This window comes from Thermoanaerobacter sp. CM-CNRG TB177 (genome assembly GCF_018588165.1).
GTDB classification, from domain to species: Bacteria; Bacillota; Thermoanaerobacteria; order Thermoanaerobacterales; family Thermoanaerobacteraceae; genus Thermoanaerobacter; species Thermoanaerobacter thermocopriae.
Genome location: NZ_JAFCAC010000013.1, coordinates 1 through 19,722, shown reverse-complemented (window position 1 = coordinate 19,722; position 19,722 = coordinate 1). Strand labels below are relative to the sequence as shown.

At 36.5% G+C, this 19,722-nt stretch carries 37 protein-coding genes; all 37 read right to left on the bottom strand.

Annotated features, from left to right (window positions below; translation table 11 throughout):
• Window positions 1-284: 284 nt before the first annotated feature.
• The gene (gene rpsI / locus I4N53_RS00710) at window positions 285-677 is read right to left on the bottom strand and encodes a 30S ribosomal protein S9 (RefSeq protein WP_003868594.1); all 393 of its coding nucleotides are present in this window, start codon (window positions 675-677) and stop codon (window positions 285-287) included.
• A 14-nt stretch (window positions 678-691) separates the two neighbouring features.
• Complete coding sequence (gene rplM, locus I4N53_RS00705) at window positions 692-1,123, bottom strand: 50S ribosomal protein L13 (protein ID WP_003868593.1); 432 nt, start codon at window positions 1,121-1,123, stop codon at window positions 692-694.
• An 88-nt stretch (window positions 1,124-1,211) separates the two neighbouring features.
• Entirely contained in the window at window positions 1,212-1,946 is a 735-nt protein-coding gene (gene truA, locus I4N53_RS00700) for a tRNA pseudouridine(38-40) synthase TruA (RefSeq protein WP_214495335.1), read from the bottom strand.
• 2 nt (window positions 1,947-1,948) lie between these two features.
• Window positions 1,949-2,755 carry an energy-coupling factor transporter transmembrane protein EcfT gene (locus I4N53_RS00695; RefSeq protein WP_003868591.1) on the bottom strand — a complete coding sequence of 269 codons (807 nt, stop codon included), beginning with the start codon at window positions 2,753-2,755 and terminating at the stop codon, window positions 1,949-1,951.
• Window positions 2,748-3,608 (bottom strand): energy-coupling factor transporter ATPase, encoded by an 861-nt coding sequence (locus tag I4N53_RS00690; RefSeq protein WP_003868590.1) that lies wholly within the window; start codon window positions 3,606-3,608, stop codon window positions 2,748-2,750. The genes I4N53_RS00695 and I4N53_RS00690 overlap by 8 nt, the downstream gene beginning before the upstream one ends.
• Complete coding sequence (locus I4N53_RS00685; protein ID WP_214495334.1) at window positions 3,599-4,432, bottom strand: energy-coupling factor transporter ATPase; 834 nt, start codon at window positions 4,430-4,432, stop codon at window positions 3,599-3,601. Before I4N53_RS00685 ends, I4N53_RS00690 begins: the two co-directional genes overlap by 10 nt.
• Before the next feature lie 82 nt (window positions 4,433-4,514).
• Window positions 4,515-4,853 (bottom strand): 50S ribosomal protein L17, encoded by a 339-nt coding sequence (gene rplQ / locus I4N53_RS00680; protein WP_003868588.1) that lies wholly within the window; start codon window positions 4,851-4,853, stop codon window positions 4,515-4,517.
• Window positions 4,854-4,866: 13 nt separating this feature from the next.
• The gene (locus I4N53_RS00675; RefSeq protein WP_003868587.1) at window positions 4,867-5,814 is read right to left on the bottom strand and encodes a DNA-directed RNA polymerase subunit alpha; all 948 of its coding nucleotides are present in this window, start codon (window positions 5,812-5,814) and stop codon (window positions 4,867-4,869) included.
• Window positions 5,815-5,862: 48 nt separating this feature from the next.
• Window positions 5,863-6,483, bottom strand: coding sequence for a 30S ribosomal protein S4 (gene rpsD, locus I4N53_RS00670; protein ID WP_003868586.1), 621 nt, complete (start codon window positions 6,481-6,483; stop codon window positions 5,863-5,865).
• Between the two features lie 12 nt (window positions 6,484-6,495).
• Window positions 6,496-6,888 carry a 30S ribosomal protein S11 gene (rpsK, locus tag I4N53_RS00665; protein WP_003868585.1) on the bottom strand — a complete coding sequence of 131 codons (393 nt, stop codon included), beginning with the start codon at window positions 6,886-6,888 and terminating at the stop codon, window positions 6,496-6,498.
• 18 nt (window positions 6,889-6,906) lie between these two features.
• Entirely contained in the window at window positions 6,907-7,275 is a 369-nt protein-coding gene (rpsM, locus tag I4N53_RS00660; protein ID WP_003868584.1) for a 30S ribosomal protein S13, read from the bottom strand.
• Window positions 7,276-7,286: 11 nt separating this feature from the next.
• A complete protein-coding gene (gene rpmJ, locus I4N53_RS00655; protein WP_002509257.1) occupies window positions 7,287-7,400 on the bottom strand; it encodes a 50S ribosomal protein L36 in 114 nt (37 codons plus the stop codon).
• 16 nt (window positions 7,401-7,416) lie between these two features.
• Window positions 7,417-7,635 (bottom strand): translation initiation factor IF-1, encoded by a 219-nt coding sequence (infA, locus tag I4N53_RS00650; RefSeq protein ID WP_003868583.1) that lies wholly within the window; start codon window positions 7,633-7,635, stop codon window positions 7,417-7,419.
• A gap of 24 nt (window positions 7,636-7,659) precedes the next feature.
• On the bottom strand, window positions 7,660-7,926 hold the full coding sequence (locus I4N53_RS00645) for a KOW domain-containing RNA-binding protein (RefSeq protein ID WP_012268995.1): 267 nt from the start codon (window positions 7,924-7,926) through the stop codon (window positions 7,660-7,662).
• A gap of 15 nt (window positions 7,927-7,941) precedes the next feature.
• Window positions 7,942-8,688: a type I methionyl aminopeptidase gene (map, locus tag I4N53_RS00640; RefSeq protein WP_003868581.1), complete on the bottom strand. Its 747-nt coding sequence runs from the start codon at window positions 8,686-8,688 to the stop codon at window positions 7,942-7,944.
• Window positions 8,685-9,338 (bottom strand): adenylate kinase, encoded by a 654-nt coding sequence (locus I4N53_RS00635; RefSeq protein WP_003868580.1) that lies wholly within the window; start codon window positions 9,336-9,338, stop codon window positions 8,685-8,687. Before I4N53_RS00635 ends, map begins: the two co-directional genes overlap by 4 nt.
• 14 nt (window positions 9,339-9,352) lie before the next feature.
• A complete protein-coding gene (gene secY / locus I4N53_RS00630) occupies window positions 9,353-10,609 on the bottom strand; it encodes a preprotein translocase subunit SecY (RefSeq protein WP_003868579.1) in 1,257 nt (418 codons plus the stop codon).
• Between the two features lies 1 nt (window position 10,610).
• Window positions 10,611-11,054: a 50S ribosomal protein L15 gene (gene rplO, locus I4N53_RS00625; protein ID WP_003868578.1), complete on the bottom strand. Its 444-nt coding sequence runs from the start codon at window positions 11,052-11,054 to the stop codon at window positions 10,611-10,613.
• A gap of 27 nt (window positions 11,055-11,081) precedes the next feature.
• Entirely contained in the window at window positions 11,082-11,585 is a 504-nt protein-coding gene (gene rpsE / locus I4N53_RS00620) for a 30S ribosomal protein S5 (protein ID WP_012995895.1), read from the bottom strand.
• Window positions 11,586-11,601: 16 nt separating this feature from the next.
• Window positions 11,602-11,967: a 50S ribosomal protein L18 gene (rplR, locus tag I4N53_RS00615; protein ID WP_028991963.1), complete on the bottom strand. Its 366-nt coding sequence runs from the start codon at window positions 11,965-11,967 to the stop codon at window positions 11,602-11,604.
• A gap of 11 nt (window positions 11,968-11,978) precedes the next feature.
• Window positions 11,979-12,521, bottom strand: a complete 543-nt coding sequence (gene rplF, locus I4N53_RS00610; RefSeq protein WP_012995897.1) for a 50S ribosomal protein L6 — start codon at window positions 12,519-12,521, stop codon at window positions 11,979-11,981.
• A gap of 22 nt (window positions 12,522-12,543) precedes the next feature.
• Entirely contained in the window at window positions 12,544-12,942 is a 399-nt protein-coding gene (gene rpsH / locus I4N53_RS00605; RefSeq protein WP_012995898.1) for a 30S ribosomal protein S8, read from the bottom strand.
• Between the two features lie 18 nt (window positions 12,943-12,960).
• Window positions 12,961-13,146 (bottom strand): type Z 30S ribosomal protein S14, encoded by a 186-nt coding sequence (locus tag I4N53_RS00600; protein WP_012995899.1) that lies wholly within the window; start codon window positions 13,144-13,146, stop codon window positions 12,961-12,963.
• 16 nt (window positions 13,147-13,162) lie between these two features.
• Window positions 13,163-13,702: a 50S ribosomal protein L5 gene (rplE, locus tag I4N53_RS00595; RefSeq protein WP_012995900.1), complete on the bottom strand. Its 540-nt coding sequence runs from the start codon at window positions 13,700-13,702 to the stop codon at window positions 13,163-13,165.
• Between the two features lie 24 nt (window positions 13,703-13,726).
• Window positions 13,727-14,050: a 50S ribosomal protein L24 gene (rplX, locus tag I4N53_RS00590; RefSeq protein WP_012995901.1), complete on the bottom strand. Its 324-nt coding sequence runs from the start codon at window positions 14,048-14,050 to the stop codon at window positions 13,727-13,729.
• 12 nt (window positions 14,051-14,062) lie between these two features.
• The gene (gene rplN / locus I4N53_RS00585; RefSeq protein ID WP_012995902.1) at window positions 14,063-14,431 is read right to left on the bottom strand and encodes a 50S ribosomal protein L14; all 369 of its coding nucleotides are present in this window, start codon (window positions 14,429-14,431) and stop codon (window positions 14,063-14,065) included.
• 21 nt (window positions 14,432-14,452) lie between these two features.
• Window positions 14,453-14,707, bottom strand: a complete 255-nt coding sequence (gene rpsQ / locus I4N53_RS00580; RefSeq protein ID WP_012995903.1) for a 30S ribosomal protein S17 — start codon at window positions 14,705-14,707, stop codon at window positions 14,453-14,455.
• A 17-nt stretch (window positions 14,708-14,724) separates the two neighbouring features.
• Complete coding sequence (gene rpmC, locus I4N53_RS00575) at window positions 14,725-14,934, bottom strand: 50S ribosomal protein L29 (protein WP_012995904.1); 210 nt, start codon at window positions 14,932-14,934, stop codon at window positions 14,725-14,727.
• On the bottom strand, window positions 14,924-15,358 hold the full coding sequence (gene rplP / locus I4N53_RS00570) for a 50S ribosomal protein L16 (RefSeq protein WP_012995905.1): 435 nt from the start codon (window positions 15,356-15,358) through the stop codon (window positions 14,924-14,926). Before rplP ends, rpmC begins: the two co-directional genes overlap by 11 nt.
• Window positions 15,359-15,361: 3 nt before the next feature.
• Window positions 15,362-16,027: a 30S ribosomal protein S3 gene (gene rpsC / locus I4N53_RS00565; protein ID WP_013150804.1), complete on the bottom strand. Its 666-nt coding sequence runs from the start codon at window positions 16,025-16,027 to the stop codon at window positions 15,362-15,364.
• Between the two features lie 13 nt (window positions 16,028-16,040).
• A complete protein-coding gene (gene rplV / locus I4N53_RS00560) occupies window positions 16,041-16,376 on the bottom strand; it encodes a 50S ribosomal protein L22 (protein WP_013150805.1) in 336 nt (111 codons plus the stop codon).
• A gap of 17 nt (window positions 16,377-16,393) precedes the next feature.
• Window positions 16,394-16,675 carry a 30S ribosomal protein S19 gene (gene rpsS, locus I4N53_RS00555; RefSeq protein ID WP_003868564.1) on the bottom strand — a complete coding sequence of 94 codons (282 nt, stop codon included), beginning with the start codon at window positions 16,673-16,675 and terminating at the stop codon, window positions 16,394-16,396.
• Window positions 16,676-16,697: 22 nt separating this feature from the next.
• The gene (gene rplB / locus I4N53_RS00550) at window positions 16,698-17,525 is read right to left on the bottom strand and encodes a 50S ribosomal protein L2 (protein ID WP_012995908.1); all 828 of its coding nucleotides are present in this window, start codon (window positions 17,523-17,525) and stop codon (window positions 16,698-16,700) included.
• A 23-nt stretch (window positions 17,526-17,548) separates the two neighbouring features.
• Window positions 17,549-17,842 (bottom strand): 50S ribosomal protein L23, encoded by a 294-nt coding sequence (gene rplW / locus I4N53_RS00545; protein ID WP_012995911.1) that lies wholly within the window; start codon window positions 17,840-17,842, stop codon window positions 17,549-17,551.
• Window positions 17,842-18,462, bottom strand: a complete 621-nt coding sequence (gene rplD / locus I4N53_RS00540) for a 50S ribosomal protein L4 (RefSeq protein ID WP_012995912.1) — start codon at window positions 18,460-18,462, stop codon at window positions 17,842-17,844. Before rplD ends, rplW begins: the two co-directional genes overlap by 1 nt.
• A 17-nt stretch (window positions 18,463-18,479) precedes the next feature.
• Window positions 18,480-19,112, bottom strand: coding sequence for a 50S ribosomal protein L3 (gene rplC / locus I4N53_RS00535; protein ID WP_012995913.1), 633 nt, complete (start codon window positions 19,110-19,112; stop codon window positions 18,480-18,482).
• A 58-nt stretch (window positions 19,113-19,170) separates the two neighbouring features.
• The gene (rpsJ, locus tag I4N53_RS00530) at window positions 19,171-19,482 is read right to left on the bottom strand and encodes a 30S ribosomal protein S10 (RefSeq protein ID WP_342897095.1); all 312 of its coding nucleotides are present in this window, start codon (window positions 19,480-19,482) and stop codon (window positions 19,171-19,173) included.
• Between the last annotated feature and the right edge of the window lie 240 nt (window positions 19,483-19,722).

Below are 19,722 nucleotides of genomic sequence, written 5' to 3'. Positions count from 1 at the left end.
CATTTTTCAAGGTCCCTCTCTGCCTCACCGCAGCTCCTCTATATTATCAAATCTTCAGCTTCCTGTCAAGTCCTTTTGTCGCTTTGATTTTGTCGCTTTAGTAGCGACGAAATATAATATACCATGATTCTTTAATAGACTCAAGTAGTATATAATGCTATTTTATCGTTTTTTATTGAAATATCAGCTCTTTTCTTTTAATATCTTTAAAATACTAAGTAATTCTCTATATTACGATTGTTCTTGTTGTTTTTACATAACAAAAAAAAGAGCCAAAGGCTCTTTTATCTCTTTGAAAATTGGGGAGCTTTTCTTGCTTTTTTGAGTCCGTATTTTCTTCTTTCTTTCATTCTTGGATCTCTTGTCAAGAATCCGGCTTTCTTCAAAATAGGTCTTAATTCACTATCAACTTTTACTAATGCACGAGCAATACCAAGTCTTACTGCTCCCGCTTGACCTGTAAGTCCTCCTCCGGATACTTTTGCGTATACATCGAATTTGTCTATTGTTTCTGTTAAAATTAAAGGTTGTTTAACAGTATACTTTAAAGTATCTAATGTAAAATACTCCTCCAGAGGTCTATTATTAATTATTATATTTCCCTTTCCAGGCATAAGCCTTACTCTCGCTACAGCTTCTTTTCTTCTTCCTGTTCCGTAATATTGTACTGTTGCCATAAGATATCCTCCTTTCATTCTATGTCTAATTTTTCAGGCTTTTGAGCTTGATGCTTATGCTCAGAGCCTCTATATACTTTCAATCTTTTAATCATTCTGCGGCCGAGTCTGTTTTTAGGCAACATGCCTTTTACAGCGTGGTATATTACAAACTCTGGTTTCGTCTGCATTAATTTTTTATACTGAACCTCTTTTAATCCTCCAGGATACCCTGTATAATATTTGTAATACTTATCTTCTAATTTGTTGCCTGTCAACACAATTTTTTCAGCATTCAAAACTATTACAAAATCTCCTGTATCTACATGAGGTGTATAGGTTGGTTTATGCTTACCCATTAGTATTTTAGCAATTTGGCTTGCTAGTCTTCCTAAGACTTTACCTTCAGCATCTATAACAAACCATTTTCTTTTGACCTCTTCAGGTTTAGCCATATATGACTTCATCTTCTATATAACCTCCTTATCCGTGGTAAATTTCCAGCACAGGGCACAATTTCGCATAATATTATTTTAATTCACAGTACTGCAACTGTCAATAGATAATTTTTATTAAATACAATCCTTGTGGCGGGGCAGTTATGCCCGCTTTTGTTCTGTCTTTTGATTTTAAAATATCATAAACTTCGTCTTCTTTTATTTTGCCAAGACCTACATAAGACAGTGTACCTACAATTATTCGCACCATGTTATACAAAAAACCATTGGCTTCTATTTCAATGTTGATAAAATCTTCATTTTTTTCAATAGTTAAATCATACACTGTCCTTATAGTACTTGTTTTACTACTTCCTGAAGCTTTAAAAGCAGAAAAATCGTGAGTCCCAATTAAGTAAGAAGCAGCTTTTTTCATTTCTTCTATATTTAAAGGATAACTTATATGCCAACAATAATTTCTCATTGTGGGTATTTGAAATTTCCTATTAAGAATAATGTATTTGTATCTTTTCCTTTTTGCACTATATCGAGCGTGAAAAGAGTCTTCCACATCCTTTGCTTGGACAACTACTATATCATCGGGTAATACACTGTTTAGAGCATAGGGCAGCTTTTCTGCAGGTATTTTAGTATTAGTTTTAAAGTTAGCTACTTGATATAGAGCATGGACACCTGTATCAGTTCTACTCGCACCTATTAAATTAACTTCTTCCCCTGTTACCTTCTTTATTGCTTTTTGCAATACCTCCTGAACTGTCACTGCATTCTTTTGGTATTGCCAACCGTGATAATTGGTCCCGTCATATTCTACTACAATCATTACGTTTCTCATTTTTACCACGTCCAAACTCTATTCCATACAATTAGCAATACCATTATCAAGGTCACAGCTAAAGCTTGATAATCTCTCGGTTGGATTTTAAGCTGTTTCATTCGCGTTCTATTTTGCCCGCCTCTATAGCACCGAGATTCCATAGCAACTGCTAATTCGTCAGCTCTTCTGAAAGCACTGATAAATAGCGGTACTAAAAGAGGCACTAGTCCTTTTGCCCTTTTTACTATATTGCCACTTTCAAAATCGGCTCCTCTTGCCATTTGAGCTTTCATAATTTTTTCTGCTTCTTCTATTAATGTAGGTATAAATCTTAAAGCAATTGTCATCATCATTGCTAACTCATGAGCCGGTACCCCTATACGGCTAAAGGGTTTTAAAATATGCTCTATTCCATCTGTCAAAGAGATAGGAGAAGTAGTTAAAGTAAGTAGTGAAGTACCGATAATCAAAAATATAAGTCTCAATCCCATAAATACAGCTAATCGCAACCCAGTAGTAGTAATTTTCAATGGTCCTAAGGTATATAATATCGTTCCCCCAGGGGTAAAAAACATGTTTAAACTCACTGTCAGTAAAAGAATTATAATAACTGGTCTTAACCCTTTTAAAATATAGCTAAAAGGTATTTTAGAAATTGTTATTATCAAATAAAGGTAAAAAACCGCAAAAAGGTAACCTGAAAGTTTATTTATCAAGAATGTGGCTACTATAAATATAAAAGTGATAATTATTTTGATTCTCGGATCCAACTTGTGAACTACCGAATCACCAGGGATATATTGCCCAATAGTTATATTTCTAAACATTTTTAGTCCCCCTGAGATAACGAACTATATATTCCTTTGCTTCTTCAATTGTTAATATATCTTCTGGAATTGCTACGCCTTTTTTTTGTAATTCTCTTGCGAGAGAAGTTATTTGTGGTACCCCTAATCCTATCTTTTCCAATTTTTCAGCTTCTCTAAATACCTCTCTTGGAGTTCCAATAACTTCTATTCTTCCTTTGTTCATCACAATTATTTTATCTGCAAATCTAGCTATATCTTCCATGCTATGGGATACCAAAATTGTTATCATCTTATATTTATCATGAATTTCTTTAATTTTGTTTAAAATCTCTTCCTTCCCCTTTGGATCAAGGCCTGCAGTAGGTTCATCTAATATCAAAATTTTAGGCTTCATCGCCAATATTCCTGCTATCGCAATCCTACGTTTTTGGCCACCTGATACTTCAAAAGGAGATTTATCTGCTAATTCTCTACTGATTCCAACAATATCCATTGCTTCATATACTCTTTTTTCAATTTCTTCTTCGCTAAGTCCCAAATTAGTAGGGCCAAAGGCTATATCTTTAAAAATGGTTTCTTCAAAAAGTTGATATTCAGGATATTGAAAAACTAATCCTACTTCTTTTCGTACATCTTTCAAACTGACTTTTTTGTCTGTTATGTCTACTCCATTTATATATATTTTCCCTGAAGTAGGTTTTAAAAGCCCATTTAAATGTTGTATTAACGTAGATTTACCCGACCCTGTGTGCCCGATGATTCCCACGAACTCTTCATCCTGTATTTCAAAAGTAACATTATTTAAAGCAACAGTAGCATATGGCGTCCCTTCATTATACACAAAGCTTAAATTTTCTACTTTTATCGGCATAAAAATTCCACCATTTCTTCTACTGTTAAAATATCTAGAGGGACGTCAAAGCCTTCTCTCTTCAATTGGTATGCCAACTCTGTAACTTGGGGCACACTAAGGCCAATCTTTTTTAAAAGAGTAACTTCTTTAAATACTTCTTTAGGAGTACCATCTAACACTACTTTTCCATCATCCATTACAATAACTCTATCTGCATCTACTACTTCTTCCATAAAATGTGTTATGAGTATTACAGTAATCCCATCTTCTTTGTTGAGCTTTTTTATGGTAGAAATGACTTCCCTTCTTCCTATTGGGTCAAGCATTGCCGTTGGTTCATCTAAAATTATGCACTCTGGCTTCATTGCAATTATCCCAGCAATGGCAACTCTTTGCTTTTGTCCACCTGAGAGCATGTGAGGAGGATAATCTTTGTATTCCCACATACCTACCGCTTTAAGAGCATATTCAACTCTTTCTCTTATTTCATCAGGTGGAATCCCTAAATTTTCTGGACCAAAAGCTACATCCTCTTCAACTATAGCAGCAACTATTTGATTATCTGGATTTTGAAAAACAAGCCCAGCAGCCTGTCTTATATCCCACAAATGATTTGTATCCTTGGTGTCCATTCCTTTTACATATACTTTTCCTTCTGTCGGCAATAAAAGTGCATTAAAATGTTTAGCAAGTGTTGACTTGCCTGACCCATTATGACCAATTATCCCTATAAACTGTCCTTTTTCAAACTGTAAATTTATATCCTTTAAAACTAGGTGTCGAGTTTGTTCTTCGGCATGATATTCAAAAGATAAATTTTGTGTATTTATTACGTGTTCCATTAAGGACACCTTCTTTTAAGTTAAACTCCTTTATGAAAAATAGGGATTAAGTTGCGGCACCAAACTTAACCCCTTCGATTGCTTACACTAATTCAATAATTACTAATGGTGCGCCATCTCCTCTGCGAGGCCCAAGTTTTAAAATTCTTGTGTAACCACCTTGTCTGTCTTTGTATTTTGGTGCTATTTCGTCAAATAACTTCTTTACTACACTTTCATCTAAGATATAGGCTAAAGCCTGCCTTCTTGCGTGTAAATCGCCTCTTTTACCGAGAGTAATCATTTTTTCAGAAATGCTGCGAACCTCTTTTGCTCGCGCCTCTGTTGTAGTTATTCTGCCATATTTCAAAAAATCTGTGACTAAATTTCTAAGCATAGCCCTCCTCTGGTCAGAAGGACGGCCTAATTTTCTGTAACCCACCTTCAACCCTCCTTTATTCGTCTGCCTTTTTTAAGCTAAGTCCTAATGCTTCGAGTTTTTGTTTAACCTCTTCTAAAGATTTTTTACCCAAATTTCTGACTTTCATCATCTCTTCTTCTGTCTTTTGAGTGAGCTCTTGTACTGTATTTATTCCAGCTCTCTTTAAGCAATTATAGGACCTAACAGATAAGTCTAATTCTTCAATTGTCATATCAAGAGGTTTCTCGACTTTTTTCTCAGGTTTGTCCACAAAAATATCTGAACTTTTGTATTCGCCAGTAAAAGATATAAATTTTTGAAAGTACTTAATCAACATGTCAGAAGCCATACTAATAGCTTCTTTAGGCGTGACAGCTCCATTTGTCCATACTTCCAAAGTAAGTTTATCATAGTCTGTAACATGGCCTACACGAGTATTTTCTACATTGTAGCTTACCCTTTTTACTGGTGTAAAAATAGAATCAACTGGAATGACGCCTATCGGTTGGTTAGGCTCTTTGTTTTTATCTGAAGGCACATAACCCTTTCCTTTGACAAACACAATCTCCATATGGAGTTTACCATCGTCACTTAAAGTAGCTATATGATGGTCAGGGTTTAAAATTTCTATATCGGCACTGCCTTTTATATGACCTGCAGTAACTTCTCCTCTTCCTTCTACATCTATGCGCCCTACCACTGGTTCATCTGAATGCAATTTAACTGCAACTTCTTTAAGGTTAAGTATAATTTCTACTACATCCTCTTTAACTCCTGGTAGGGTTGAAAATTCATGTAATACCCCATCTATCTTCACAGATTTAGGAGCAGCACCAGGAAGAGAGGACAAAAGCACTCTTCTTAAAGAATTTCCAAGAGTTATGCCATATCCTCTTTCTAAAGGCTCTACTACAAACTTTCCATACGTCCCATCTTCCGACTGCTCAATAATCTCTATTTTTGGTTCAATCATTTCAAACACTGTGAACCCTCCTTTTAACTGTTTTATGAGGGTAACCGATTATAATCATTACTTAGAATATAACTCAACAATCAAGTGCTCTTGAATAGGCAGATCTATATGTTCTCTTCTCGGCAATGAAACTACTCTACCTTCAAAAGCATCTTTATTGAGTTCTAACCAGTCAGGTACGTTTCTTGATACTTCTAAATTATTCTTTATTAATTCCATTGAACGGCTTTTTTCCCTCACAGATATTACATCCCCTGGTTTTACTAAGAAAGATGGTATATCAACTTTCTTACCATTTACTTCTATATGTCCATGGCTTACCAATTGTCTAGCTTGTGGTCTAGACGCAGCAAAGCCCAATCTAAACACTACATTGTCAAGACGTCTTTCTAAAAGCTGCAATAAGTTTTCACCTGTAATTCCTTTCATTCTTTCTGCTTCTTCATAGAGCCTTTCAAACTGTCTCTCTAAAACGCCATAGTACCTTTTGAGTTTTTGTTTTTCTCGTAGTTGCATGCCGTAGTTAGTGAGTTTTTTCTTTTCTTGTCCATGTTGTCCTGGTGCATATCCTCTTCTTGCAAAAGGACATTTGTCTGTATAACATTTATCTCCTTTTAAATATAATTTCATGCCTTCTCTTCTGCACAATCTGCAAGTTGGTCCTGTATATCTTCCCATAATCGCACCTCCTTATACTCTTCTCCTCTTAGGTGGTCTGCAGCCATTGTGGGGAATTGGAGTCACATCTTTTATAAGACTCACTTCAAGGCCAGCAGCCTGTAAAGCTCTTATTGCTGCTTCTCTACCTGCACCAGGTCCTTTAACATATACATCTACAGTTTTCATACCATGCTCCATTGCAGATTTTGCAGCTGATTCTGCCGCCATTTGTGCTGCAAATGGAGTTGATTTTCTTGAGCCTTTAAAGCCTATTGTACCAGCACTTGCCCAAGAAATTGTATTTCCAGCTGGGTCTGTTATAGTCACAATAGTATTGTTAAACGTAGAATGAATATGGGCAATTCCTCTTTCTACGTGTTTTTTCTCGCGTTTTCTGCCAGCTCTTTTTACTCTTTTAGCCATTATTTCCCCTCCTTATTATTACTTCTTCTTCTTAGCAACAGTTTTCCTTGGACCTTTTCTCGTTCTAGCATTAGTCCTTGTTCTTTGACCTCTTACGGGTAAACCTCTTTTGTGCCTTATTCCTCTATAGCATCCTATATCCATTAATCTTTTGATATTCATGGCAACTTCTTTTCTTAAGTCGCCTTCAACTTTGTATTCTTTATCAATTATTTCTCTCAATCTAGAAACTTCTTCTTCTGTTAAATCCTTGACTCTTGTGTCTGGATTTACACCTGCTTTAGCAAGTATCTCATTTGAACGAGAACGGCCAATTCCATATATATATGTCAAAGCGATTTCAACTCGTTTATCTCTTGGCAAGTCAACGCCTGCAATTCTCGCCATTTTCACACCTCCTAGCCTTGTTTTTGTTTATGCTTTGGATTTTCACAAATTACCATAACTTTGCCTTTTCTTTTTATAACTTTACATTTTTCACAAATAGGTTTTACAGATGGTCTTACCTTCATCTTCAATACCTCCTTATCACTTTCCACGCCATACTATTCTTCCACGACTCAAGTCATAAGGAGACAACTCTACTGTTACTCTGTCTCCTGGAAGTATTCGTATAAAATTCATTCTCAATTTTCCAGATACATGGGCTAATACTTTATGCCCATTATCTAATTGTACTTGAAACATGGCATTTGGTAAAGCCTCTATCACTGTGCCCTCAACTTCAATAACATCTTCTTTTGCCAAGGATATCCATTCCTCCTTATTGACTTAGGATTTATAAGGTTCTAAAAATTTTCTGATTTCTTCATTAGTTATTTTATCGCCCCTTAGTATTTTTTCTTTAATCTGCCAAATCACGTCATTATACCTCTGAAGATGTTTAAACTTTTTTTTCTTAGGTTTTTCTATCTTTCGAAGGTCCCCATCGGCTACAAGAACGTGTTGGTCATCAAACTTTCCTACAACTACAAAAACTCTGCCTTTGTCGCGACCTGCTTTGCTCCGCACTACCTGACCAATTTGCAAGTCTTCCATTAATAAATTCACCTCTTATAAAATGGTCAGTATTTCTGGGTCCCCCTCCGTAATAACAATAGTATTTTCGTAATGGGCAGATAAACTACCATCAACAGTGACTACTGTCCAATTATCTTCTAATGTTCTTACGGCATAATGTCCCGCATTTACCATCGGTTCTATAGCAAGGCACATCCCTCTTTTTAATCTAGGTCCTCTGCCAGGGGGACCGAAATTAGGAATCTGTGGATCTTCATGCATTTTTATACCTATCCCATGTCCCACATATTCTCTTACTACTGAAAAGCCATGACTTTCTACATAAGTTTGTATTGCGTAAGAAATATCCGATAACCTATTCCCTTCTTTTGCATATTTTATACCCTCAAAAAAGCTATTTTTTGTGACCTCAATCAATTTTTGTGCTTCCTCTGATATCTCTCCAACAAGGAAAGTTCTTGCTGCATCTGCATTATACCCTTTATAGGTAGCTCCAAGGTCTATACTTATAATATCGCCTTCTTTAAGTTTTCTTAAACTTGGTATTCCATGAACTACTTCTTCATTTATTGAAGTGCAAATACTAGCAGGAAAACCGTATAAACCTTTGAAAGCAGGTTTACAACCATTTTTTATTATAAACTCTTCTGCAATTCTATCAAGCTCTAATGTCGTAACTCCTGGCTTAATTGCCCTTTCTAAAACCTCAAAGAGATTTGCTATTACCTTGCCAGCTGTTCTCATCAAATCAATTTCATTCTTAGACTTAATATATATCATTTGCCTCTGTCTCCCAAAGCCTTTTTTATATCTTCAAATACTTCTTCTACCGATTTATTTCCATCAATATTCACTAAAGTGTTTTTCTTTGTATAATACTCAATCAAAGGCTTAGTTTGACTTTCATAAACCTCTAATCTTTTTACAACTGATTCTAATTTATCATCTGAACGCTGTATAAGTTGTGCACCACATTTATCACATACATTGTCGACTGCAGGAGGAGAAGTCTTTATGTGATAAGTCGCACCGCAATTAGGACATACTCTTCTGCCTGTTATTCTTTCAATTAAAGCTTCTCTGTCAACTTCAATATTTAATACACAATCTAGATGAATGCCTTTGTCATGTAAAAACCTGTCTAATTCCTCAGCCTGTGCAACATTTCTGGGGTAACCATCTAATAAAAACCCTTTTTGGCAATCATCTTTTTCTAATCTATCTTCTACTATTTTATTCGTAACCTCATCGGGGACCAATAATCCTTTGTCCATGTATTCTTTTGCAAGTTTCCCTAAGTCAGTATTGTCTCTTAAATTTTGTCTAAAAATATCTCCAGTAGATATGTGAGGAATGTCAAACTCCTTAGCAATTTTCACAGCTTGCGTCCCTTTGCCTGCACCTGGGGGGCCTAAAAGTATTACTCTCATAAATCCTCCCCCTTTTATTTCAAAAATCCTTGATAATTCCTCATGATAAGATGTCCTTCAATTTGTTTCATAGTATCAAGCGCTACACCAACTGCAATTAAAAGTGCTGTACCCCCAAAGTAAAGCTGCAATCCTGTTATATTCATTAAAATTACTGGCATTGTAGCAATAAATGCTAAGAATAACGCTCCTACAAAAGTAACTCTATTCAATACCCTTGTAAGAAAGTCTGTAGTTGGTTTACCTGGCCTTATTCCAGGGATAAAGCCCCCATATTTTTTCAAATTATCCGATACATCTACAGGGTTAAATATTACTGCAGTATAGAAATAAGTAAATCCTATTATCAATAATATATCTAAAATATTGTATATTAGCCCACTTGTGCTAAGCCATTTTTGCACAAAGTTGTAAAATGACGACCGTGGGAAAAAGGTTGCTAATTGTTGCGGAAACTGTAATAGTGAAAGAGCAAATATGATAGGAATAACCCCTGCCATGTTTATTCTTATAGGAATGTGAGTACTTTGTCCACCATAAACTTTTCTGCCAACAACCCTTTTTGCATATTGCACAGGAATTCTTCTTTGGCCTTCTGTAGCTAAGATTATTAACACTATCATTATGAGCTCTGCTACTACAAAAGCAATAGCACCAAAAATATTAGCAGTACCTGCTTGAATATATTGACTTGTCAGATATATCATGTTAGGAATCCTAGAAATTATCCCCGCAAAAATTATTAATGAACTTCCGTTGCCTATTCCATTTTCAGTAATTTTTTCACCTAACCACATGAGAAAAGCAGTACCTGCAGTTAAGGTTATAACGATGACCGTTAAGTTAAAAAATGTAGGGTTGATAACTGCACTCTTTAGCCCAATTGTCATTCCTATAGCTTGTATCAAGGCAAGTACAACTGTTAAATATCTGGTATACTGAGCAATTTTCTTCCTTCCTTCTTCGCCTTCTTTGGCTAATTGCTCAAGAGAAGGAATTGCTATTGTTAAAAGTTGCATTATAATTGATGCATTGATGTAGGGTGTAATGCTCATCGCAAAAATGGTAAAATTACTAAAAGCACCACCTGATATTATATCAAAAAATCCAAACAATTGTCCTTGACCAAGTATGTTAGCAATCACTTTTGGGTCAATTCCAGGCACAGGAATATGAGACCCCACTCTAAAGATTACTAACATCCCCAAAGTATAAAGTATCCTTTTCCTTACATCATCAACATTCCAAGCATTGACAAGGGTTTGAAACACTTTAAATCACCTCTGCCTTTCCCCCAACGGCTTGTATTTTTTCAATTGCACTCTGGCTAAATTTATGAGCCCTTACCGTAAACTTTTTATTTAAATCACCATCCCCCAATATCTTAACCCCATCTTTTACATCTTTAATTATACCACTTTCTATTAAAGCTTCTGGAGTAATTACCGCTCCATCCTCAAACCTTTCTTCTAAAGTTCCAACATTTACAATTGCATATTCTTTTTTGAATATATTAGTAAAACCTCTTTTAGGGAGTCTTCTTGTAAGTGGCATTTGGCCTCCTTCAAAACCCGGACGCACTCCACCGCCACTTCTTGCTTTTTGTCCTTTTTGTCCTCTGCCTGAAGTTTTACCATGTCCAGAACCTATTCCTCTTCCTACTCTTTTTCTTTCACGTCTTGCTCCTTCAGCTGGTTTTAAATCGTGCAGTCTCATCTTTGCACCTCCTACATTGCTTTATGTTTATTCAAACAATTGGCTTACAGGAATTCCACGTAGTCTTGCCACATCTTCAGCTGTTCTCAATCTTTTTAATCCTTCCATTGTCGCATAAACCATGTTAGTTGCATTGGAAGAACCGAGTGATTTTGTCAAAACGTCTTTTATACCTGCAGATTCCAACACTGCGCGAACAGGTCCCCCCGCAATAACACCCGTACCTTCTTTAGCAGGTTTTAATAGTACTTTTCCCGCACCAAATTCCCCTATGACTTCATGAGGAATAGTAGTTCCAACAATTGGAACTTTAATTAAGTGTTTTTTTGCATCTTCTATAGCTTTTCTAATTGCATCTGGGATTTCTGCAGCTTTACCTCTTCCTACTCCTACATATCCCTTTTCTGCATCACCTACTACAACTGTAACACTAAATCTAAAATTTCTTCCGCCCTTTACAACTTTTGCAACACGGTTTATGCTAACAACTCTTTCTTTTAAATCCAACTTCGTCCAATCAACTCGAGCCATTCAATTCCCTCCTTGTTTAGAAATTCAATCCTGCTTGTCGTGCAGCGTCTGCCAATTCTTTTACTACCCCATGATAAATATACCCACCCCTGTCAAATACAACATCCTTTATGCCTTTTTCTAAAGCTCTCTTTGCAATCAACTCTCCTACCAATTTAGCAGACTGCTTATTTGCTCCTTTTGCAATGCTTCTAAGCTCAGGATCTAGCGTAGAAGCATGAACAAGAGTATGCCCTTTAGTATCGTCTATAATTTGAGCATAAATATGTTTCAGACTTTTAAACACATTAAGACGTGGTCTTTCTGGTGTACCAAAAACCTTCTTTCTTATCCTCAAATGGCGTCTTTTTCTTAATTCATTCCTATTTGGTTTTTTAATCATCATCTCACCCCTTACTTCTTACCAGTTTTACCTTCTTTTAATCTTACAACTTCGTCTGCATATCTTATGCCTTTGCCTTGATAAGCATCAGGTTCACGAACTCTTCTGATATTTGCAGCAACCTGACCTACCTTTTCCTTGTCTGCACCTCTTACAATTATCTTATTATTTCCTTCCACAATAATCTCAATTCCAGGTTCCTCTTCTATTTCTACCGGATGAGAATACCCCACATTCAATACTAGCTTCTTCCCTTGTTTTGCAGCACGATATCCAATTCCTACAATTTCCAAAACTTTCTCGAATCCTTCAGTCACGCCTTTTATCATATTTGCAATTATTGCTCTCGTAGTGCCATGCATTGCTTTTTCTTCTTTGTCGTCACCTTTTCGTGTTACAATTACTTGATTATCTTTTACTTCTACATTTACAATCGGTGGAAACTTTCTTTCTAAAGTGCCTTTTGCACCTTTTACGGTAACTACATTGTCAGGAGTTACTTTGACTTCTACCCCTTTTGGTATCTCTATTGGTAATCTTCCTATTCTTGACACTGTCCACACCTCCTTATTAGAATCACCAAATGTAGCAAATGACTTCTCCTCCAACTCCTGCTTTCCTTGCTTCTTTATCTGTCATTATGCCTTTTGAAGTTGATATAATCGCTATTCCTAAACCTCCTAATACCCGCGGTAATTCGTCGTGTTTAGCATATACTCTCAAACCAGGTTTACTTATTCTTTTCAACCCAGATATAACCCTTTCCTTATTAGGACCATATTTCAAAGTTAATTTGAGAATACCACCTTTTCCATCGTCTATTTCTTCTACTGATTTTATAAACCCTTCTTTCAACATAATCTCTGCAATAGCCTTTTTCATCTTTGAAGCAGGTATTTCTACTGTTTCATGTCTTGCAATATTCGCATTTCTTATTCGGGTCAGCATATCTGCTATAGGATCTGTCATTACCATCGTACTACCTCCCCTCTTTCACCAACTTGCTTTTTTAACGCCTGGTATCATCCCTTGATGGGCATATTTTCTAAAGCATATACGACACATCCCAAATTTTCTTAAATATGCACGAGGCCTGCCACAAATTTTACACCTATTATATTCTCTCGTTTTGTATTTTTGAGGCTTTTGCTGCTTTACTATCAAAGCCTTTCTCGCCATATAATTTTACCCTCCTTTACTTTGCAAATGGCATACCTAAAAGTTCTAATAATCCTTTTGCTTCTTCATCAGTTTTTGCGGTTGTAACAATAATTATATCCATTCCTCTTATCTTGTCTATCTTATCGTAGTCAATTTCGGGAAAAATCAATTGTTCTTTTATTCCTAAAGCATAATTCCCTCTTCCATCGAAAGAATTAGGAGAAACTCCTTTAAAGTCTCTTACACGAGGTAAAGCTATATTGAAAAGTTTATCCAAAAATTCATACATTCTTTCGCCGCGCAAAGTAACTTTTACTCCAATTGGCATTCCTTTACGAATCTTAAAATTAGAAATTGACCTTTTCGCTCTTGTAATAACTGGCTTTTGTCCTGCAATCATTGTTAAATCTTGGACAGCTGCTTCCAGCGCCTTGGGATTTTCTTTTGCTTCTCCCACTCCTATATTTATAACAACTTTTTCAAGTTTAGGAACTTGCATTATATTTTTATATCCAAAACGTTCCATGAGCGCTGGTACAACTTCTTTTTGGTATTTTTCTCTCAGCCTTGACATAATGAGCCTCCTTCCTTTTATAAATTATAGCGTTTCATTGCACCTCTTGCAGTAACGTACTTTTTCGCCATTTTCAAGGACTTTAACCCCATAGCGAACTCCTCTTCCACAATTTTCACAATAAAGCATAACCTTAGAACTGTATATTGGTGCTTCTTGGTGAATTATTCCACCCGGTTTTTGTGGATTTGTCGATTTCTTGTGTTTTGTAACAATATTTACGCCTTCTACAATTACTTTGCCTTCCTTAGGAAATGCCTGTAATACTTTTCCTTTTTTCCCTTTGTCTTTACCCGAAATTACAACAACCATATCTCCTTTTTTTACGTGCAATTTATTCTGTGCCATTTACAACCCTCCTTAAAGCACTTCAGGAGCCAAAGATATAATTTTCATAAAGTCTTTTTCTCTTAATTCTCTTGCTACTGGTCCAAAAATACGAGTACCTCTTGGTTGTTTATCATCTCGTATAATAACCGCAGCATTATCGTCAAATCTTATATAAGTACCATCTTTCCGAGCAATCCCTTTCTTTGTCCTTACAATTACAGCTTTAACAACTTCACCTTTTTTTACAACACCACCGGGTGTTGCACTTTTTACAGAAGCAACTATTACATCTCCTACATTAGAAAACTTCCTATTTGAACCACCTAATAAGCGAATGCACATAATTTCTTTTGCGCCCGTGTTATCTGCAACTTTCAAACGTGTTTGAGGTTGAATCATTAGAATTTACCTCCTTTCAAATTATTCAGCCTTCTTAACTATTTCAACTAATCTCCATCTTTTCTCTTTACTAAGCGGTCTTGTTTCCATTATTTTTACTACATCTCCAACATTGCATATATTATTTTCATCGTGCACTTTAAATTTTTTAGTTCTTTTTATTGTCTTCCCATAAAGAGGATGTCTTACTCTGTCTTCTACAGCAACTACAATAGTTTTTTGCATTTTATTGCTTACTACTGTTCCAATTCTAACTTTTCTGTGGCCTCTTTCCAACTCAGTACCCTCCTTCCTTATGCATTATTTTGCCTAATACCTAATTCCCGCTCTCTTAAAATTGTCTTTATTCTCGCAATTGTCTTTCTTACATCCCTTATCCTCATAGGGTTATCTAATTGGCCGGTTGCCAGTTGAAATCTCAAATTAAAAAGCTCTGCTTTTAACTCCGAAAGCTTTTGAAGTAATTCCTCATTGGTAAGTTCTCTTATTTCCTTAGCTTTCATTATCTTCACCACCCAATTCTTGACGTTTTAAAAACTTTGTCTTTATAGGCAGTTTATGCATCGCAAGCCTTAAAGCCTCTTTCGCAATATCTTCTGACACTCCACCTATTTCAAAAAGAACTCTTCCAGGCTTTACAACTGCTACCCAGAATTCTGGTGACCCTTTACCTGAACCCATACGAGTTTCAGCAGGTTTTTTAGTAACTGGTTTATCAGGGAAAATTTTTATCCACACTTTCCCGCCTCTTTTTATAAACCTCGTCATTGCAACCCTTGCTGCCTCAATTTGGGTGGCTGTAATCCAACCGGGTTCCAGCGCTTGCAACCCATATTCTCCGTATGTCAAGGTATTACCACGAGTAGCATTTCCTTTTATTCTGCCCCGTTGCTGTTTTCTGTATTTTACTCTTTTTGGCATTAACATGTTTTAATTACCTCCTTCCGCGGTTACCTGCTTTTTAGGCTGTGGCAATATCTCTCCTTTATTTATCCAAACTTTTACTCCTATTTTCCCATAAGTAGTATTTGCCTCTGCAAAGCCATAGTCAATATCCGCTCTTAAGGTCTGAAGTGGTACAACGCCTTCATGATACCGTTCAGTACGAGCAATTTCCGCACCAGCAAGTCTACCCGAACAAGCAATTTTGATACCTTTTGCGCCTAATTTCATCGCTCTTGCTATTGCTTGTTTCATAGCCCTTCTATAAGATATCCTCTTTTCAATTTGAGCTGCAACATTCTCAGCTACCAGCTGTGCACTAAGTTCAGGAGTTTTAACTTCTACAATATTAAGGATAATCGTCTTGTTGGTCATTTTTTCTAATTCTTCTCTTAATTTATCAATGCCTGCACCACCTTTGCCAATTACCATTCCAGGTTTTGCAGCATGGATATCTATTTTTATCCTATTGGAAGCTCTTTCAATAACTATTTTGGAAATCCCAGCCGCATACAGTTTTTCTTTTATATAGTTTCTTATTTTAATATCTTCTATTAAGAATTTTGAAAAATTTTTGTCATCCGCATACCATTTAGCTAGCCAATCTTGTGTAACTCCAACTCTAAGTCCATATGGATGTACCTTTTGGCCCACGCATATCCCTCCTTTATTCTCTTTCCTTCACGACTATTGTTATATGACTGGTTCTCTTTCTCATAATATCTGCTCTTCCCCTCGCTCTTGGGAAAATTCTCTTCATTGTAGGGCCTTCGTCTGCCACAGCCTTTGCTACATACAGATTATCTCTGTTCATTCCATGGTTATTCTCAGCATTAGCAATGGCTGATTTAAGAACCTTAGCGACTATTCCTGAGGCTCTTTTGGGAGTAAACCTTAAAATTGTCAAGGCTTCATCTACATGTTTGCCACGAATTAGGTTAAGTACTAATCTAACCTTTCGAGGCGAAATTCTTACATATCTGGCGATTGCCCTTGCCTCCACGTTATCTCCTCCTTTGCCTATTTAACTTTGGAAGTTTTTTCAGTATCAGCATGGCCGTGGAAGGTTCGAGTAGGAGCAAATTCCCCTAGCTTGTGCCCTACCATCGCTTCAGTTATATAAACAGGTACATGTTTTCTACCGTCATGAACAGCTATGGTATGTCCAACCATTTCTGGAACAATAGTTGAACTTCTTGACCATGTCTTGATCACTTTTTTCTCATTCTTTTTATTCATTTCAACAATCTTTTTTAGAAGTTTTGGATCAACATATGGACCTTTTTTTACGGATCTACTCAAGACTTTGACCTCCTTTCACTAATTATTTGCGCCTTCTTATAATAAATTTATCCGAAGCTTTACCTTTCTTACGTGTCTTATAGCCTAATGCAGGCTTGCCCCATGGTGTAAGTGGACCTGGATGCCCAATAGGTGCTTTACCTTCACCACCACCATGTGGATGGTCTACAGGATTCATAGCCGAACCTCTAACACTTGGTCTTCTACCAAGCCATCTTGATCTACCTGCTTTTCCTATTTTTACATTTTCATGATCTATATTCGACACTTGTCCAATGGTTGCACGACAGTCTGCTCTTATTAATCTAATCTCTCCTGAAGGCATCCTAATTTGTACATAATCTCCTTCTTTAGCCATAATCTGCGCAGCTGTGCCTGCCGCTCTCACTAACTGTCCACCTTTTCCAGGCGTAAGTTCAATATTGTGGACCACTGTACCTACAGGAATATTTCTCAAAGGTAAAGCATTTCCTACCTTAATGTCTACATTTTCTCCAGATTCAATTATATCTCCCACTTTTAAGCCATAAGGAGCAATGATATATCTTTTTTCTCCATCTAAATAATGAATAAGTGCAATATAAGCTGTCCTGTTTGGATCGTACTCAATAGCAGCTACTTTTCCTGGTACTCCGTCCTTATCTCTTTTAAAATCTATAATCCTATATTTCCTCTTATGTCCGCCCCCGCGATGTCTAACAGTAATCCTTCCATAAACATTTCTTCCACCTGATTTAGTTAAACTAACAACTAATGATTTCTCTGGCTTATCTTTGGTAATTTCCTCAAAAGTCAATACTGTCATTTGACGTCTGCCGGGAGATGTCGGCTTAAAAGATTTTATTCCCATTGCTTTCCCTCCTTAACCTAAAATTACACCTGCATTCCTTCGAAGAATTCGATACCTTTGCTGTCTGGAGTAAGCTTCACTATTGCTTTTTTGTAAGCTTTTGTCCTTCCTTCATATTTTCCCATTCTCTTTGGTTTTCCTTTGTAATTCATTGTATATACTTTTTCCACTTTGACCCCAAATATGTCTTCTACAGCTTTCTTTATCTGAATTTTATTTGCCCTTTTATCCACAATAAAAGTATATTTTCTCTCTCCCATGAGGCGCATACTTTTTTCAGTTATTACTGGGCGTATTATAATGTCCCGTGCCTCCATTAGTCGTACACCTCCTCGACTATACCCACGGCATCTTTTGTTATGATAAATTTGTCATACTTTAAGACATCATAGGTATTGAGATAATTAGCATATAAAGTTTTTACACCCGGTATATTTCTTGTCGAAAGTTCTACGTTCTTCTCACCTTCAGGTACTACTATTAAAGCACTGTCAACATTAAAATTCTTAAGAAGCTCCACGACCTTTTTAGTCTTTGGTTGGTCCAATTTAAATTCATCCAAAACAATTATCTCATTATCCCTGACTTTGGATGAAAGAGCAGATTTTAAAGCTAATCTTTTTACTTTTTTAGGCAGCTTATAACTGTAATCCCTGGGTTTTGGCCCAAAAACAACGCCACCTTTAATCCATTGAGGAGCTCTTATACTTCCTTGACGCGCTCTTCCTGTCCCTTTTTGCCTCCAAGGCTTTCTTCCACCACCACGAACCTCGCCGCGGGTTTTGGTTGAATGGGTGCCCTGTCTTTGATTTGCCAAATAGTTTAACACTGCTTGATGCATAACAGGGACATTTACAGGTACGCCAAAAACTGAATCTTTCAGCTCTATTTCTCCTACTTGTTCCCCTTTTACGTTGTACACCGCTACCTTAGCCATCTTTCTTCCTCCTTTCATCACTTGCTCTTTACCGAATCTTTTATAATGAGCAAGGAGCCTTTAGGTCCTGGCACTGATCCTTTTACTAATAATAAATTTAATTCAGGGTCAACTTTTACAACTTCTAGGTTTTGTATAGTCACTCTTTTATGTCCCATATGCCCAGGCATTATTTTACCCTTAAAAGTTCTTCCTGGGTCTGTCGTAGCACCCATTGAACCTACTCTTCTATGGTATTTGGAACCGTGAGACATAGGTCCTCTACTGGCACCATACCTTTTTACAACACCTGCAAAGCCTTTACCTTTTGAAATACCTGTTACATCTACCCTATCACCTGGTTTAAAAATATCTACCTTTATTTCGCTGCCTACTTCATATCCACTTACGTCATCTAGCCTAAACTCTCTTAAATACCTCTTAAAAGGCACTCCTGCCTTTTTGAAATGCCCTATTAAAGGTTTTGTGAGTCTTTTCTCTTTAACATCCCCAAAACCCACTTGAATAGCGTTGTATCCATCAGTTTCTGTAGTTTTTTTCTGAACAACGACACAAGGCCCAGCCTCAATCACAGTTACTGGAATAACTTCTCCTTTTTCATCAAATATTTGTGTCATCCCATGCTTTCTTCCTAAAATACCTTTTTTCATTATTCTATCCACCTCCTGAAATCAGCGGACGCTTTTGCGTCTTAATTTCTTTATTATTTTACAGTTTTATTTCAATATCTACACCAGATGGCAAATCTAATCTCATAAGAGCATCTACTGTCTTAGGAGTTGGGTTTAAAATATCAATCAATCTCTTATGAGTTCTTATCTCAAATTGTTCTCTTGAATCTTTATATTTGTGAGGAGCTCTCAAGATAGTTATGATATCTCTTTCTGTCGGCAATGGAATAGGTCCCGAAACCTCTGCACCTGTTCTCTTTGCAGTTTCCACTATCTTTTGAGCCGATTGATCCAAAATAGCATGGTCAAAAGCTTTTAGGCGTATGCGAATTTTTTGCTTGGGCATTATATTTCCCTCCTTTTATCAATCCTCATCACTATTTATATATCCACATATCCAGGCGTTTTATTGTCAAAAAAAAACTTAGCTATAGACCAGCTTTAATATTTTATCTCAAGTTCTCAATCATTGCAAGAGTTGACATATCAATATTTTTGTGCTAATAGCAACTGCTATTAGCACAAAAATTAATACTACTCTATGATAGCTGACACGACGCCAGCACCTACTGTACGGCCGCCTTCTCTT